The sequence below is a fragment of the Hydrogenobaculum sp. Y04AAS1 genome, from assembly GCF_000020785.1.
In the GTDB taxonomy this organism is placed as follows: domain Bacteria; phylum Aquificota; class Aquificia; order Aquificales; family Aquificaceae; genus Hydrogenobaculum.
Window position 1 is genome coordinate 1,051,398 of the sequence record NC_011126.1, and the last position, 15,835, is coordinate 1,067,232.

Here is a 15,835-nt window from a genome sequence, read left to right on the forward strand (position 1 = left end):
TTCTCTAGGGCCGTTCTCTAGGGCCGTTCTCTGCACTTCTGAAAGCCTATGCCTGTTCGTTAGCTTTGAAATGCGAAGTTGTCGCTCTATACTCTTCACCCCATTGATGCAATACATCTAAGACAGGTTTTAAACTCTCTCCAAGAGGTGTAAGAAAGTACTCTACTTTTGGGGGGATTTCAGGATATATTTTTCTCTCTATGAGACCATAATATTCTAACTCTCTTAGTTGTTTGGTAAGCATTTTTTGAGTTACTTCTGGCATAGACTTTTTTAGTTCCGAAAAGCGCTTTTTACCTGTAAGCAGTTCCTTTATAATAAGAAGTTTCCATTTGCCGTTTAATATATTTAACGTTATACTAACCGGGCATTCTTCACTCATAGGTAGACTTGTTGAGCTATTTCTTTTAAAGCGTTTATAAGAGCGTCGTTTTCTTCTTTTTTACCGATACTTATCCTTATATGATTTTCAAGGTTTGGAAGGTAAGATATGTTTCTTGTCAAAATACCTTTTTGTATTAGGCTTTTATGAATAAAATCTGCATCGTTTACTTTTATTAGGAAAAAGTTTGCACAAGAATCATACACTTTTATACCTTTTATATCAGAAAGGGCTTCTTTTAGTCTATGTCTTTCATCTATTAAAACTTTTATTTGGTTTTTGATGTTATCTATGTGGTTTGAAATAATATAATCTGCCATAGCTTGGGATGTGTAGGATACGTTAAAAGGCATCTTTAGTTTGGATATTTCTCTTATAAACTCTTTTGTGCCTATCAAAGCCCCAACTCTCAAAGATGCAAGGCCTATTTTGGATAAAGTTCTCATAACCGCCATGTTGTCATCTTTTATAGCATCTTTTATATAAGTTTTACCACAAAAATCATAATAAGCTTCATCTACGACGGTAAAAGTATGTTTTCTTATAAGTGCTATATCTTCATCCCTAAACAAGTTTCCGGTGGGGTTGTTTGGATTTGATATGAAAGCGATAGAGGGTTTTTTCTCAAGGGCTTTTTGAAGTGTTTGTTTGTTCATTTGAAAATTTTCATCCAAATCAACATCGTATATGGGCTTTCCCAAAGCGTTTGCTATAACCTCATACATGGGAAACGTAGGACGCGGTATCAATACTCCTTCATCAAGTTCTCCTATACCAAGCATAAGATATTGGATGGCTTCATCTGAGCCGTTGCAAACCATTATGTTTTCTGGTTCTACCTCATAAAGCTTGGATAGAGTTTGCCTTAGTTTTGTAGCATGAGGATCTGGATATCTGTTAAACTCTATATTTTTTATAACCTCTAAAAGCTCTAACTTTACAGACTCCTCCAAATCAAAAGGGTTTTCGTTGGAAGAGAGTTTTATATGACAAGGTGTTGTCTCGGTTTTGTAGGCTTTTAAAAGCTTAATTCTCTTGCTAAACATCTTTTTATTATAGCATTTATAATATTTAGAATGATAGGTATAATAATGGGAAGCTCATCGGATTGGGAATATATGAAAGAAGCGGCGGATTTGCTTGAGGAGTTTGAAGTCCCTTACGAGAAAAAGGTGGTATCCGCTCATAGAACCCCAGATTTGATGTATGAATATGCCAAAAGCGCAAAAGAAAGGGGCATAGAACTGATAATAGCAGGGGCTGGAGGTGCTGCTCATTTGCCTGGTATGGTGGCATCCATCACTACACTTCCAGTTATAGGCGTCCCGATACCAACAAAGCATCTAAACGGTGTTGATTCTTTGTACTCCATAGTCCAGATGCCAAAAGGTATACCAGTAGCCACAGTAGCCATTGGAAACGCCTACAATGCCGCTCTTTTAGCCATTAGGATTTTATCTATAAAATACGAATCTCTTTCTAAAAAGCTCGAAGACTACAAAAAATCTTTAGAGCAAAAGGTTTATAATATGGTTATTTAAGTGTGTCAACGGCATTTCTTACATCGTAGTGTGCTGTAAGCATTTCTTACACTACCAGTGCCTGTTCCCTCGTCAATTCCCGACAAGTCTACCACGCAAAACAAGTATGCCACGCAATAGTAAAATGCGATGTTATCGCTCTATAGTGTGCTTTAGCATTTCTCATAGTTTTGGGTGGCTTTGTCTGTTCTTTAGCTCTGAAATGCGATGTTATCGCTCTATAGTTGTAAATTTTTCAAAAATATATATAATAAATTATTATAGTGTTTTTTTTAGGAGAGATTATGAAGAGTGATGTTGAGACTACAGAGCAAGAGATTAGAAATGATGAAATACATGATACGGCTGTTATAAAACTTAAAGAGTTATTTCCTGAACTGGACTCTTTGACTGCAAGAGAAACCGGAGTTATAGTAAGGAAAATGATGGAAGAGCTCTTAGAAAAAAATGTGAAAATTATTTTGGATTTTGAGGGCGTTGAACTTATTACACAAGGGTTTGGGGACGAAATAGTAGGGGTATTCGTTAGAAAAAATGGGGTAGATTTCATAAAACAAAATATTAAACTTATAAACGCCAAAGATTTTATCCGTGGTACCCTAAATTGGGTGATATCTTACAGTAAGAAAATGGCTCAAAGCACTTCTTCATCCTGATCCCATATATATATTTTGAAAAACTCATCTTTAGAGAATTCTATTTCATCTTCAAAAAATTCAAAAGCTACTATTGATCCTTTCCAGTTTGTATTTTGAAACTCTTATACAGTTAAATGGTTATCTCTGTCCAATCTTACCATGCCGTTGTTGGAAATTATCATTAGTTTTCCGTTTGTCTTTTCTATTATCGTTTTTAGAGCATAAAGTCCGTATCCAACATTATTATTTTGAGAATAATAAGTATTTATTTTTGCCAGTGGGCTACTAACACCTTTTTCAAGAGCTTTTAAAATCGCATCTTGTTCCGTATTTACTTGATATCGCCTTTGTATATTGTGTAAAAATCCTACTCCTCTATCTACTACAACTATTTGCAATCTTCTCTGGGCTGGGAAGTATTGACCAGTAATTATAGCTCCAATAGGACTAAGTGAGTGTTGAATGGCATTGTGTAATATCTCTCCTACCATGTAATCTAAATAACTCTTCAAATCTTTTTTGTCTTCATTTCTCAAGTCTTTAAAATCACTCATTATCTTTTTTGCCAATCTATCTCTACTAATATCTAGATTACCACTCTTTACAACCTCTAAAGGAATGTAAGTTCTACTTTCATCGTAATGAGCTTCATTTAACGTTTTAAAATACGAATAAAAGCGTGAATTTGGATCTGATTTAATCTCAACATCTTCTATCTCTTGTTTTATAGCTTTTAGCATAGCTATACCAACAGGCTCTACGTAATCATAACTTGAAACATCAATAGTACCATTTTCTATCTTTGTAAAATCACATATATTGTTGTGTAAGTTGTCAAAAATTAGTTCTCTTCTCATGATTATCTCCTCATTAGTTGCATACCTATTCTATCTATCCTAGGGCTTATAAGGGCTAAAAATAGCTGTCTTAGACCAATGAGGGGGCTATTTTCGGCGGTGGTAAGAGATGGGACATGACCAGAGAAGTATATAACAAAAGCATCGCCTATTAGGTCTTTCCTTGGTACAAAGCCCCAATACCTGCTGTCTTCTGAGTTGTCTCTGTTGTCTCCCATTACAAAATAATCTCCAGGCGGGACCACTACATCTACGTTTCTTCTTGGCACAAAAGGATGTTTGTAAATAGCTATAAGATGTTTTCTAAACTTCCCATCACCTATTGGAAGATATTCATAGTAAATGAGTTTTCTATCAGTTTGTTTTACAAATTGCCATTTTATCTCTTTGCCGTTTATATAAAGGGTTTGACCTTTTACTACTATGTGATCTCCTGGAACACCTATTATCCTTTTTATAAAATCTATATTTGGATTAACAGGCCACTTGAAAACCACTATATCCCCTCTTTTTGGCTGTGATATCTCATAAGCCAATCTATTTACAAGCACAAAATCCCCCACATCAAGGGTTGGCTTCATAGAACCAGATGGTATATTGAAAGCCTCCACCACAAAAGCCCTTAAAAAAATCACCACTATTACGATGATTATTAATTCTTTTATCTCTTTTAAAAAGTTCATTTGGTATATTATACTAAAAGCCTATAAAATTTGCATGAAAAGGGTAAAACAATGCTAAAATAAAATTATGATAGATTTTGAAGAGGCTTTAAGGATTATTTTAAACAATACAAAAACTTTGGATGATGAGCGCATATTTTTAGATCAAGCACTAAATAGAGTGCTTTTTAAAGACATCTACGCCAAAGAAAACATACCAAGCTTTGATAATGCGGCGATGGATGGTTTTGCGCTTTTAAATGAAGATTTATTGCCTTTGAAAAACGCACTGCCGGTAAAGCTAAAGATAGCTGGGGAAGTATCAGCTGGAGCAAAACCAATACCTATTAAAAAAGGAGAAGCTGTTAAGATATACACAGGTGCTCCTATACCACAAGGGGCGGATACTGTGATAGAGCTTGAACTCACAAAAGTAAACGCCGATGAGGTAGAGATTTTAGCTTATAAAGAAAAAGGATCAAACATAAGAAGAATAGGTGAAGATATCAAAAAAGGCGATTTATTGCTTGAATCTGGCAAAGTACTAAGAGGATACGAGCTTGGTATTTTGGCTTCTCAGAATATAGTTACATTTGATGTGTTTAGAATGCCAAGGGTTGGTATTTTTGTCACCGGGGATGAGGTCTTAGATGTAGGACAAGAAAAAACAAGCGATGCTCAAATAAGAAGCTCAAACCATATAAGCATAATGGGACTTTTGGAAAGCATGGGTGTAAAACCAACATTTTTAGGTATAATAAAAGATGACAAAGAATCAATAAAAAACGCCTTAAACCGCATAGAGGAGTTTGATATTCTTATATCCACTGGTGGAGTATCTGTAAGCGATAAAGATTTTACGAAAGAAGCGGTAAAAGAGTTAGGTTTTGATGTAAAATTTCACAAAGTAGCTATAAAGCCTGGAAAACCTATTGTGTTTGCTACAAAAGGCGATAAGCTGTTTTTTGGACTTCCGGGAAACCCAGTATCTTGTGTTATAAACTTTGATATATTTGTAAGACCTTCTATCAAAAAGATGATGGGATACAAAGATATTATAAAACCTTTCATGAGAGCGAAACTAATAGCCCCAATAAAAAGAAAATCTTCAGATAGACTTGAGTTCTTAAGAGGTATATTAAATTTAGAACAAGAGCTTTTGGTGGAGGCTCTTCCTAAGCAAGGTTCTCACATGCTTACAGAGTTTAGAAGCGCCAATTGTTATATATTGGTACCAAAGGGTGTAAACGAAATACCTGCTGGGGAGTTTGTGGATGTAATAATGTTTTCATCATACATAAGATAAGTTTTTTAATTAAATTTTTAATGTGCGTATCAAGGTTAACGGTGAATATTTTGATTTTGAAAAGCCCATAAACATTTTGGAGCTTATAGAAACTTTTGGAGTAAAACTAAGGCCTGTTGGTCTTGCTGTTGCCGTCAACGAAGACATCGTACCAAAATCCAAGTATCAAGAAGTCTTCATAAAAGATGGCGATTGTGTTGAGATTATAGAGTTGGTAGGAGGCGGTTAAATGGAAGATCTCATGTCTTTTGATCCTTTGGTAATAGCTGGAAGAGAGTTTAAATCTAGGCTGTTTATAGGTTCTGGTAAGTTTAAAAGCTTTCAAGAAAACAAAGAAGTATTAGAAGCATCTGGTGCTGAAGTAATAACGGTAGCTGTAAGAAGGGTAAATATCACAGACAGGACAAAAGAAAATCTCCTTGATTACATAGACCCAAACAAATACCTCATACTTCCAAACACCGCTGGTTGTTATACGGCAAAAGATGCTATAAACACAGCTATGCTTGCAAGAGAAGCCACTGGTATAGATTGGATAAAATTAGAGGTGATAGGAGATCAAAAAACCCTATACCCAGATATGGAACAAACTCTAGAAGCAGCTAAAGTGCTTGTAAAAGAAGGATTCAAGGTGCTACCATACATATTTGACGATCCTATAGCTGCTAAAAAGCTTGAAGATATTGGATGTGTAGCGGTTATGCCACTGGCAAGCCCTATAGGTTCTGGTCTTGGTGTTCAAAACAGATACAACATTATGTTTATAAAAGAGGCTGTATCTGTGCCTGTAATAGTAGATGCTGGTATAGGAAGTGCTGCCGATATTCCTATCGTTTTTGAGCTTGGAGCAGATGCGGTACTAACAAACACAGCCTTGGCAGAAGCTCAAAATCCTATTTTGATGGCAAAAGCTATGAAACACGCCTGGATAGCCGGTAGAATGTCTTATTTAGCCGGTAGAATGCCAAAAAGAACATATGCAGTCCCATCATCTCCTTTAACGGGAGTACCTTTTAAATGAAAGATGCCGTTGTAATAGGTGCAGGCGTTAGTGGAATAGTAGCAGCTTATACGCTTAAAAAAGCTGGTTTTGATCCTCTTGTTATAGAAAAAGAGCCTCACATAGGTGGTTCTACCCATACTTTGAGAGAAGATGGACGTATCATAGAGCTTGGCGTGCAATCTGTGCTTGGTCAAGAAGAATTTATGGCTTTTGCCAAAGAACTAAATTTAAAGCCTCTACATCCACTAAAAGAGCACGCCAACACAAGGTACGTATATTTAAACGGTCAGCTTAAGAAAATGCCATCAAACCCGATTGAGTTTTTAACCTCTGATTTTTTTTCTATATTTGGTAAAATCAGGCTTTTAAGAGAACCATTTATACCACCAAAAGACGATCCCAAAGAAAGTATAAGCGATTTTGTAACAAGGCGTCTTGGCAAAGAGTTTTTGGATAAGATAGTAGAACCCTTTGTATGCGGTATATACGCTGGAGACCCAGACAAATTGTCTGCCAAATACGCCGTTAGAAGGGTAAAAGCCTTAGAAGATGAATATGGGTCTATCATAAAAGGTTCTATGAAGAAAAAAGCCCTTGGCCCTCAAGGTGAGATCACATCTTTTGAAGGTGGGCTTTTAACATTTTTAGAAAAAATGGCCTCTGGCATAGATATATCTTTGGAAAATGTGGCACTTAAAATCACTAAAAAAGACGATATATATACTATAGATACTAAAAGCGGTAAAATTCAAACAAAATCTATACTCATAGCCACACCAGCCTACAGTGCATCTTATCTTCTTAGAAATCTCACTTGGAGCATGTCTGCGGAGTTAGACCAGATAGAGTATGCACCTGTTATAGTGATAAGCGCTATCGTAAAACATCCTCTTCCAAAGGGTTTTGGGTTTTTAATACCAAGAAAAGAAAATACCATCATGCTTGGAGCACTTTTTTCAAGCAATCTATTTAAAATCTGCAAAGAAGATGAAAACATTATCACTATATATGTAGGCGGTGAAAGAAGAAAAGATGTAGCAGATTGGCCAGAGGAAAAGATCATTTCACAAGTAAAGAAGGAGTTAAAGCAAATACTTGGTATAGAGGATTTTGAAAAATATTATTTCAAAAAATGGAAAAAAGCCATACCTCAATACAACATAGGCTACGAGAAATTTATAAACACCGTAAAGGATATAGAGAATATGAACAAAGGTGTTTTTATAGCAGGAAACTATATTGAAGGTAATTCTTTTAACGACTCTTTAAGATACGCCATGAAAAAAGCAAACGAACAAATTTTATTTCTTAAAAAAGGAGTGGCTCATGCACAAGTTTAATCCAGAACATTTACATCGTCTTGACAACGAAGAGCGTCTTGAGCTTTTTGACCCAGAGAAAACTCTAAAACAGTTTGGCCTTAAACCAGGTTATAAAGTGCTCGATGTGGGCACAGGAGCTGGTTTTTATCTTCCTTACCTTAGCAAGATGGTAGGCCCAGAGGGAAAAGTTTATGCCATAGACTCTCAGCCGGCGGCGGTGGAGTATGCAAAAAACAAGGTAGAAAAGCTTTGTCTTCAAAACGTAGTAGTGCTTCAATCTGAAGAAAATAAAATTCCACTTCCCGATCAAATAATAGATTTTGCATATATGGCTTTTGTATTTCATGAGCTTACGAATCCCGGTGAGTTTTTATCCGAGCTTTTAAGAGTATTAAAACCAGGTGGTTTGATAGGTATTGTAGAATGGAAAAAAGAGGATAGAGATAAAGGTCCACCAAAAGAAGAAGTACCTTCCGAATGGGAGCTTGGCCTTGCGTTAGAAGACGTTGGTGTAAAAGTAGGGCGTATGGTGGATCTTGGTAAATACTGCTACGGGGTTTACGCTATGGCACCAGACCCAGAGTTAGAAAAGAAGATGAACAACCCCATAAAGATACCCCCAAGCTTATAAAACTTTATATGATATATTTTATATCGCATGGGTCTCCCATGCTTTTATTGGAAAACAACGATTTTACAAAGATGTTAAAAAACCAAGAAAAACGGATAAAATCTTCAAAATACATCATAGTACTATCTTCTCATTGGCTTACAGAAGAACCTATGATAAGCGAAAACCCTTATCCTATAATGTATGATTTTTACGGCTTTCCAAAAGAGCTTTATTCTATAGATTACAAGGCTTTTACCGATAAAAACATCGTAGATAGTATATCTTCTAAGCTTCACTTGGCAAAAACCAAAAGAGGTTTAGACCATGGAGCATGGGCTTTGCTCTATCACATGCTAAAAGACGCCTCTTTACCTATAGTACAAATTAGCATACCCATTGGTAAAGATCTCGATTTTTATATAGATTTTGGTGAGAAATTATCGCACTTTAAAGATGAAGCAAGCATTTTGTTTAGTGGGGGTGCCATACACAATCTAATGCTTATAAAAGATACTACAGAAGATTGGGCTTACGAGTTTCACGATTTTATAAAAAACGCAGTTTTAAACCATGATATCAAAAGCCTAAAAAACTTCAAACATCATAGATACGCCAATATCGCCCACCCTACTATAGAGCATTTTATACCGCTTTTTTACTTTATAGGTGCTTGCCAAAGACCAACGCTACTCTACGATGGTTTTGAGTTGGGTAATCTCTCCCTTCTTAGTTTTGGGTGTATAAATTAGTTTTTTGCTTTTAAAAACTATAAAATAAATATATGGATAGACGAATAAGGCTTAAAGATGAAGAGATAGAGATTATAAAAGAAGTGGCAATTGAGATATTTGGGGAAGATGCAAAGGTTTATATATTTGGTAGCAGGGTAGACTTAACAAAAAAAGGTGGTGATATAGATATTTTCATAGAAACCCAAAAGGAGGTTTCTCTTAATCAAGAGATTGATTTTTTGGCAAAGCTTGAGTTAAAAGGTATAGAAAGGAGCGTTGATGTTTTAATAAAAGCCAAAAACAGAGATAATAAACCAATCTTTGAAGAGGCAAAAAGAACAGGCGTTTTGATAGAAAGCTTTTAGATTTTTAAAAAATGCTTTGGAGTGGTATAATATCTATATGAAAAAATACTTTAAAGTGTTTACTCTTTCTATGGTGATTTTGGGAGCTTCTTTGATGGTTAGCTCATGTGCTAAGGTAACCCAGAAAGAAAGGGAGCAAAGGGCTATAAACGGATATATCAAAGGCTCGGAAGCTTTTACAAACGGAGATTACTCTTCTGCGGAAGAAAACCTAAAAAGAGCTTTAAAATACCTTGAAAACCTTACCCCAGAGCAAATAGAAAGAGCTAGGTTTATGCTGGCCAAAAGCTATTATCTTGACCATGATTATACAAATGCCATCATATACCTTGAAAGCTTTTTATACTATTATCCAAACTCTCCAGAAGCCCCTCAGGCCACATACATGCTTATAAAAAGCTATTATAAAATAGCTCCGGACGCTTACAGAGACCAAACCTACACTTACAAAGCTATAGACTTGGCAAAGGAATTTCTGAGCAAATACCCAAACAATCCTTACGACTCGGATGTAAGAGCCCTTATAGATAAAGCCAGACAAAAAATAGCAAAACACGATGAGCTTATAGCAAAATTTTACGAAGATTACGGTTTTTACTATCCGGCTGCCGAACGCTACAAAGACATGCTAATAAACGACACGCAGTATATATCCAAAACAAAAACCTACTACAGGCTAATAAAAAATCTTTTACTAGTACCAAAACAAGCTAAAAGGTATGAAGATAAGTATAAGGATATGCTAAAAAAAGATGAAGACAAGCTTCGTCATGCAAAAGCCCAAGACAAACCATTTATAGAAAAACGTATAAAATTCTGGAAACTTCAGATAAAAAGATGGGAAGATTTAGCAAAAAAATCAAGAAAAGAAGGTTTAGAATACTTTGAAAAGTATAAAAAAATATTTGGCAATACACCTTACGTATCAAAACTGGAGAGAATAATAAAAGAAACAAATGGATAAGCTTAAACTTATAAAAACGTTGTTGGAAGATAAAAAAGCAGAAGATATATCGGTTTTAGACGTTAGAAAACACACGAATATAGCCGATTATTTTATAATAGCTACTGCCAATTCAAGCGTTCATGCAAAAGCTTTAGCAGAACATTTGGAAAAAGAGCTAAAAAATAGAGACATTAACATAGACCACGTAGAAGGTTTAAACGAACATGCTCAATGGATATTGATAGATTTGCTAGATATTATAGTGCATATACAAACCAAAGAGGCTAGAGAGTATTACAACCTTGACTGGCTTTGGTCAAATGCAGAGAGGGTAAGCTTATGAAGTTTGTAAACATTCTAAAAATTTTATTTTTGGGGCTTTTAATAATATTTTTCATTGTATTTATAGCCCAACACATGTACGATGTGAATGTATACTTCCTAACCTATACGTTTAAAGTACCTTTGTTTGTGTTGGTGCTTAGCTTTACTTTCATAGGTTTTATAATACCTACTTTGATATTTTCTTTTAGAGAGAGAAACCTAAGTTCAAAGCTATCAAATATTTTTAACATATCAAAAGCTGCATTTTTTTCAAAATATCAAAAGCCAAAAACAAACTTAGACATCATAAAAGATATCAAACCCCTTTACTTTATACTAGCAAATATATTAAAACAAACACCCAACTACGATACAGATATGTACAGTGAATTTGAAAAGGCAAAATCTCTAAGGATTGAAAACCCTCAAGAAGCTATAAGAATTTTAGATAATATTGAAGAAAAGTATCCGGCTTTTCAGCTAAAAAGAGATATACTTTTTGATATAAAAGATTACCAAGGGGCATACGATGCTCAAAACCAAGTTTTAAAACTAACACCTAGATCTGAAAAACCCTATCAAAAAGATATATTAAACACCATAAAGAGTTTAAACGCTTTAAACATAGAAGATAAAACAAAATGCCTAAATGAGCTAGAAGATGCCTTTGATGATACAAAAAACGAAATAACAGGATTTTTATATGTATCAGAGCTTTTAGCCCAAGAAAAAACAAAAGATGCCTCAAAGACAATAGACAGCTTAAGCCAGTTAAACTTGCAAGATAAGATTTTGTTGGTGGGATGCTCATTGCCAGAAAGAGCCGTTTACTTGATGAGTACAAACATAGAAAAAAGCGCTTCAAAAGATGTGCTTAGTATATTTTTTATACATATAGGGGCTCCTCAAAAGATAAAGGTTTTAGCAGATACCAGCAACGAAGTTGTAGATTTTCTCCTAAAAGCTTATCAAGACCAATCCCAAAAAGAGGGGTTTGATATTGTTTTTAAAAACCTAAAACTATGGAAATGTAAAGATTGTGGTAATACTTTTAAAAATTATTCTCCAAAGTGCTCTTGCGATAGTTGGTTTAGTCTAGAACCTCATATAAGCTTATGAGCCTTAAAGCTCTTATAGTAGAAGATGATGAGCTTTTACTAGAAACGTTAGAAAAGGGGTTTAGACACGAAGGATTTGAAGTAGATATAGCAAAAGACGGCTTTCAGGCTCTTCAAAAGGCAAAAACAAACAGCTACGATATCATAATTCTCGATGTTGTAATTCCCAAAATAGACGGTGTAAAAGTATGTAAACAGTTAAGACTTCAAAGTGAAATCCCCATTATTATGCTAACGGCAAAATCTCAGCTAGAGGATAAGCTAGAGGGCCTTGAAGCAGGAGCAGACGATTACATCACAAAGCCCTTTTCTTTTAAAGAACTCATAATGAGGGTAAAAACCGTTTTAAGACGTTATAACAAAGTGCAAGAAGAAAAGATAGTTTTAAAAGACCTCACAATGGATTTAAAAGATTTTAAGGTATTTTATAAAGGAAAAGCTATAAACCTTACACCAAAAGAGTTTGAGCTTTTAAAAGTTTTAGCTCAAAACCCAAACAAAACCATAAGAAGAGAAGTGCTTTTAAACAAAGTATGGGGCATAGCCTCCGATTACGATTCAAACATCGTAGATGTCTATATAAAAAATATCCGTAACAAACTAGAAGATAAACCCCCAAAGCTTATCCTCACCATAAGAGGAAGAGGTTATATGTTAAGCACAGAGCAAAGTTGATGTTATTATATTAAATATGAGAGAATATGAGCTTAAGAAGTTAGAGTTTCACAAGATAAAAGAAAACCTTAAGATAAGGACCCATTCTGTAGCAAGTTTAGAGTATATAGAAAATATAAAACCTATCCCAAAAGAGGAACTTTTACAAGAACAAAAGCTTGTTGAATGTTTTATGAGGCTTTTAAGACAAAGAGAAAACATATTATATAGCTTTGATGATATTTCTAAAAGCCTAAAAAAAGCAATGATAGAAGAAAGTGTTTTAGGAATAGACGAAATACTTAGCATATACAAAGTTTTAAAAATTATAAAAGATGTAAGAAAATTTTTAGTGGATGCCTTAGATAGGTGCGATTTATTCAATAAAATACTAAAAGATTTAGGTACGTTTCAAACCTTAGAAGCTGAAATAGAAAGAGCCATAGACAATTCTGGTGTTGTAAAATCAGAAGCCTCTAGGGATCTTTTTGAGATAAGAAAAGAGATAAAGCAAGTAGAAAAAACTATCACGGAGAAACTAGAAGCTCTTTTCCAAAGACCCGATAGCGATATTTTATTTTCTGAAAAGCTTATCACAGTAAGACAAAATAGATATGTGGTGCCTGTAAAAACCCAAAGCGTCAAAAGGATAGTGGGGATAGTGCACGGTGTTTCTTCTTCTGGTTTTACCACATATTTAGAGCCCCAGATAGTGGTGGATTTAAACAACAAGCTTGCAGTTTTAAGAATAGAGGAAGAAAAAGAGATACATCTTGTATTAAAAAAACTCACTTCATTTATAAGAGAAAGGGCAAATAGACTTTTAGAATCTTTCAATACGCTTGTTAAAATAGATATTCTGATGGCAAAAGCATCCTTTGGCATAGAATACGAGTGCTCATTACCTTCTATTGGCGATTGTATAGAGCTTTTAGAAGCAAGAAATCCAATTATGACAATTTTATCTCAAAATCCTATTCCAGTGGATATAATTTTAAAAGACAAAAAAGGGCTTGTGCTTACAGGGCCAAACACTGGCGGAAAAACCGTTTTCCTAAAAACCCTTGGACTTAGTTATATCATGTTTTTACACGCTATACCTATACCTGCCTCACCTAATAGCAAACTGCCTATTTTTGACAATATTTTTGTGGATATAGGAGATGAACAAGACATATCACAGTCTTTATCGACTTTTTCTTCTCATATAAAAAATATCTCGGAGATTTTACAAAGATCCACAGAAAAAACGCTGATATTGATAGACGAATTAGGAGCTGGCACAGACCCACTGGAGGGTTCTGCTCTTGGTATAGCAATCCTTGATTATATAAAGAAGTTAAACGCTTTTGTAGTGGTTTCCACTCATCACACACCCATAAAGCTTTGGGCTGTAAACTCTGATTATTACGAACCGGCTACGTTGATGTTTGATAGGGATACCTTAAGACCTCTTTACAAAGTGCTTTACGGCACCATTGGAGAAAGCATGGGTATAGAAGTGGCTAAAAGGTTTGGGATACCAAAGGAAGTTATTTTAGAAGCCCAAAAACTTCTTGGAGAGAATACTTTGGAATACCAAGGTGTTATGGAAAACTTAAATAGACTTGTCAGAGAATACCAAGACAAAATGGAAATATTGGAAAAACATAGAGAGGAGCTTGAACTTTTAAAAAGAAAATACGAATCTCTCGTAGAAGAGATGGAAAAAGCCAAAGAAGATGCATGGAAAAATGCCGCAAAAGAGGCTCAAAACTATTTGGAACAACTTAAGAAAGAAGCTCAGGAATTTTTGGTTGGTCTTAAAGAAAAAGCTAGTTTAAAAGATTTTATAAAACAAAAGCAAGAAGAGTTAAAAAAGTTTGAAAAAGAAGAAGAGCAGCAAATAGAAGTAGGAGATTGGGTAGAGTTTATGGGTGGAAAAGGTAGGGTTTTAGAAATAAGGCAAGACAAAGCTCAAGTGATGTTTGGGGATATAAAGGCTTGGATAAAGCTAAAAGATCTTTCAAAAACCACCAAAATACCAAGAACTCACACTACAAATATAAGCATAGAAAGGTTTGAAAACAAAAAAGCCGGTATGCCAGAGATAAATTTAACCGGGCTTTCAGTAGAAGAAGCTATAAGTAAACTTGATAAATTTTTAGATAGCGCTTTTGCAAGTGGAGTTAAAATGGCAAAAGTAATACACGGTGTTGGGGTACTTAAGAAAGCTGTATCAGACTATCTTTCGTCATCTTCTTACGTTGTATTCTACAGAGATGCCTATCCAAAAGAAGGTGGACCTGGTACCACCATAGTATATTTTTAGTATGGACAAAATAACAATCACCAGACATCTAAGGTTAGAGTTCCTGGGTCACATTTTTAAAAGTAGAGAAGAATACGGTTTAGTGGTGTTTGGTTTTTACAGTATTTTATTCTTTGGTATAGGGTTTTTAATAGGAGTATTTCTAAATACCGTTTTTAAAAGCTTTAAAACCACCAACAAAATAAGCATAAGCCCGTTTCTCATAGGACTTTGGAGCACTTTCTTAGGAGCTTATCTATCTTCTGATTATCTTTACATCACAAAAAAAGCTCATCATGTAATAGATAGGACTATACTATTTGGTCTTATTTTTATCGGTTTTTATATACTTTCAAACATTATAGGAGAGATAATAGCCTTATACATAAAGTCTAAAACCAATGAAGTACCTTTTTCTATGTTAAAAGCTTCAATAGTGGCATTTGTTTCCATTATCGGGCTTTTTATAGCTTTTCAAAGTATAGGGCTTTCCATAACCCCACTCATTACAACCTTAGGAGTTGGCACCGTAGTAATAGGTCTTGCTCTTCAAGATACCCTATCAAACTTCTTATCTGGGTTTTATATACTAGTTAGTAAAAATATAAGAGTAGGGGATTACATAAAGTTTGATGTGTACGAGGGATATGTAGAAGATATATATTGGCGTACCACCCACATAAGAACTCTTTCTGGAAACGTTATAGTGGTACCAAACTCAAAACTCACATCTTCTGTAATTACAAACTATCACCTTCCATATGAGAACATGGCAGTGGTGTTTTCTTTTTCTGTAGGTTATAAAGAAGATCTTGAAAGAGTAGAAAAGCTTCTTATAGAAACAGCAAAAGAGGTTGTAAACAAAGTAGAGGGTGCAGACAAAACCTATGAGCCAGTCGTAAGATACAGGTCTTTTGGTAGTTCTGGCATAGATTTAAGCCTAGTTGTAAAAGCAAAAGAATTCCTAAACCAATACCTTATAATTCATGAGCTTATAAAAGCCATAAAAAAGCGATTTGAGGAAGAAAACATAGAAATACCATATCAGACGATAAATGTAATAATAAAAAACGAAAGTTGATA

19 protein-coding genes are annotated in these 15,835 nt (G+C 34.8%); 15 read left to right on the top strand and 4 right to left on the bottom strand.

The annotated features are described in order from the left end of the window. Positions 1-46: 46 nt before the first annotated feature. Both HY04AAS1_RS05740 and hisC read right to left on the bottom strand, forming a co-directional pair. Positions 47-382: a helix-turn-helix domain-containing protein gene (locus HY04AAS1_RS05740; RefSeq protein WP_012514177.1), complete on the bottom strand. Its 336-nt coding sequence runs from the start codon at positions 380-382 to the stop codon at positions 47-49. Further along, entirely contained in the window at positions 379-1,428 is a 1,050-nt protein-coding gene (gene hisC, locus HY04AAS1_RS05745) for a histidinol-phosphate transaminase (RefSeq protein WP_012514178.1), read from the bottom strand. Before hisC ends, HY04AAS1_RS05740 begins: the two co-directional genes overlap by 4 nt. A gap of 30 nt (positions 1,429-1,458) precedes the next feature. On the opposite strand from hisC, the gene purE reads away from it, so the two are divergent. Together purE and HY04AAS1_RS05755 are read left to right on the top strand one after the other, a co-directional pair. Then, positions 1,459-1,923 carry a 5-(carboxyamino)imidazole ribonucleotide mutase gene (gene purE, locus HY04AAS1_RS05750; RefSeq protein ID WP_041308058.1) on the top strand — a complete coding sequence of 155 codons (465 nt, stop codon included), beginning with the start codon at positions 1,459-1,461 and terminating at the stop codon, positions 1,921-1,923. 284 nt (positions 1,924-2,207) lie between these two features. Beyond that, positions 2,208-2,579 carry an STAS-like domain-containing protein gene (locus HY04AAS1_RS05755; protein WP_012514180.1) on the top strand — a complete coding sequence of 124 codons (372 nt, stop codon included), beginning with the start codon at positions 2,208-2,210 and terminating at the stop codon, positions 2,577-2,579. Positions 2,580-2,683: 104 nt separating this feature from the next. On the opposite strand, the gene HY04AAS1_RS05760 is transcribed toward HY04AAS1_RS05755, so the two are convergent. Both HY04AAS1_RS05760 and lepB read right to left on the bottom strand, forming a co-directional pair. Next, on the bottom strand, positions 2,684-3,418 hold the full coding sequence (locus tag HY04AAS1_RS05760; RefSeq protein WP_012514181.1) for an ATP-binding protein: 735 nt from the start codon (positions 3,416-3,418) through the stop codon (positions 2,684-2,686). Between the two features lie 2 nt (positions 3,419-3,420). Further along, complete coding sequence (lepB, locus tag HY04AAS1_RS05765; protein WP_012514182.1) at positions 3,421-4,101, bottom strand: signal peptidase I; 681 nt, start codon at positions 4,099-4,101, stop codon at positions 3,421-3,423. A 67-nt stretch (positions 4,102-4,168) separates the two neighbouring features. On the opposite strand from lepB, the gene glp reads away from it, so the two are divergent. The 13 genes from glp to HY04AAS1_RS05830 are packed head-to-tail and all read left to right on the top strand — an operon-like array spanning position 4,169 to position 15,833. Beyond that, the gene (gene glp, locus HY04AAS1_RS05770) at positions 4,169-5,386 is read left to right on the top strand and encodes a gephyrin-like molybdotransferase Glp (RefSeq protein WP_012514183.1); all 1,218 of its coding nucleotides are present in this window, start codon (positions 4,169-4,171) and stop codon (positions 5,384-5,386) included. A gap of 22 nt (positions 5,387-5,408) precedes the next feature. Then, positions 5,409-5,615: a sulfur carrier protein ThiS gene (gene thiS, locus HY04AAS1_RS05775; RefSeq protein ID WP_012514184.1), complete on the top strand. Its 207-nt coding sequence runs from the start codon at positions 5,409-5,411 to the stop codon at positions 5,613-5,615. After that, the gene (locus tag HY04AAS1_RS05780; RefSeq protein ID WP_012514185.1) at positions 5,616-6,407 is read left to right on the top strand and encodes a thiazole synthase; all 792 of its coding nucleotides are present in this window, start codon (positions 5,616-5,618) and stop codon (positions 6,405-6,407) included. Next, on the top strand, positions 6,404-7,729 hold the full coding sequence (gene hemG, locus HY04AAS1_RS05785; RefSeq protein WP_012514186.1) for a protoporphyrinogen oxidase: 1,326 nt from the start codon (positions 6,404-6,406) through the stop codon (positions 7,727-7,729). The genes HY04AAS1_RS05780 and hemG overlap by 4 nt, the downstream gene beginning before the upstream one ends. Beyond that, positions 7,716-8,342: a methyltransferase domain-containing protein gene (locus HY04AAS1_RS05790; RefSeq protein WP_012514187.1), complete on the top strand. Its 627-nt coding sequence runs from the start codon at positions 7,716-7,718 to the stop codon at positions 8,340-8,342. The genes hemG and HY04AAS1_RS05790 overlap by 14 nt, the downstream gene beginning before the upstream one ends. A gap of 8 nt (positions 8,343-8,350) precedes the next feature. After that, positions 8,351-9,073, top strand: a complete 723-nt coding sequence (locus tag HY04AAS1_RS05795) for a class III extradiol ring-cleavage dioxygenase (protein ID WP_012514188.1) — start codon at positions 8,351-8,353, stop codon at positions 9,071-9,073. 32 nt (positions 9,074-9,105) lie between these two features. Next, the gene (locus HY04AAS1_RS05800) at positions 9,106-9,420 is read left to right on the top strand and encodes a nucleotidyltransferase domain-containing protein (protein ID WP_012514189.1); all 315 of its coding nucleotides are present in this window, start codon (positions 9,106-9,108) and stop codon (positions 9,418-9,420) included. A 37-nt stretch (positions 9,421-9,457) separates the two neighbouring features. Then, positions 9,458-10,384 carry an outer membrane protein assembly factor BamD gene (gene bamD, locus HY04AAS1_RS05805; protein WP_012514190.1) on the top strand — a complete coding sequence of 309 codons (927 nt, stop codon included), beginning with the start codon at positions 9,458-9,460 and terminating at the stop codon, positions 10,382-10,384. Further along, positions 10,377-10,709, top strand: a complete 333-nt coding sequence (gene rsfS / locus HY04AAS1_RS05810; RefSeq protein WP_012514191.1) for a ribosome silencing factor — start codon at positions 10,377-10,379, stop codon at positions 10,707-10,709. Before bamD ends, rsfS begins: the two co-directional genes overlap by 8 nt. Then, positions 10,706-11,809 (top strand): hypothetical protein, encoded by a 1,104-nt coding sequence (locus HY04AAS1_RS05815; RefSeq protein ID WP_012514192.1) that lies wholly within the window; start codon positions 10,706-10,708, stop codon positions 11,807-11,809. The genes rsfS and HY04AAS1_RS05815 overlap by 4 nt, the downstream gene beginning before the upstream one ends. Further along, complete coding sequence (locus HY04AAS1_RS05820) at positions 11,806-12,483, top strand: response regulator transcription factor (protein ID WP_012514193.1); 678 nt, start codon at positions 11,806-11,808, stop codon at positions 12,481-12,483. Before HY04AAS1_RS05815 ends, HY04AAS1_RS05820 begins: the two co-directional genes overlap by 4 nt. A gap of 16 nt (positions 12,484-12,499) precedes the next feature. Beyond that, a complete protein-coding gene (locus HY04AAS1_RS05825) occupies positions 12,500-14,773 on the top strand; it encodes an endonuclease MutS2 (RefSeq protein ID WP_012514194.1) in 2,274 nt (757 codons plus the stop codon). Position 14,774: 1 nt separating this feature from the next. Continuing rightward, positions 14,775-15,833: a mechanosensitive ion channel family protein gene (locus HY04AAS1_RS05830; protein ID WP_012514195.1), complete on the top strand. Its 1,059-nt coding sequence runs from the start codon at positions 14,775-14,777 to the stop codon at positions 15,831-15,833. Positions 15,834-15,835: the final 2 nt, after the last annotated feature.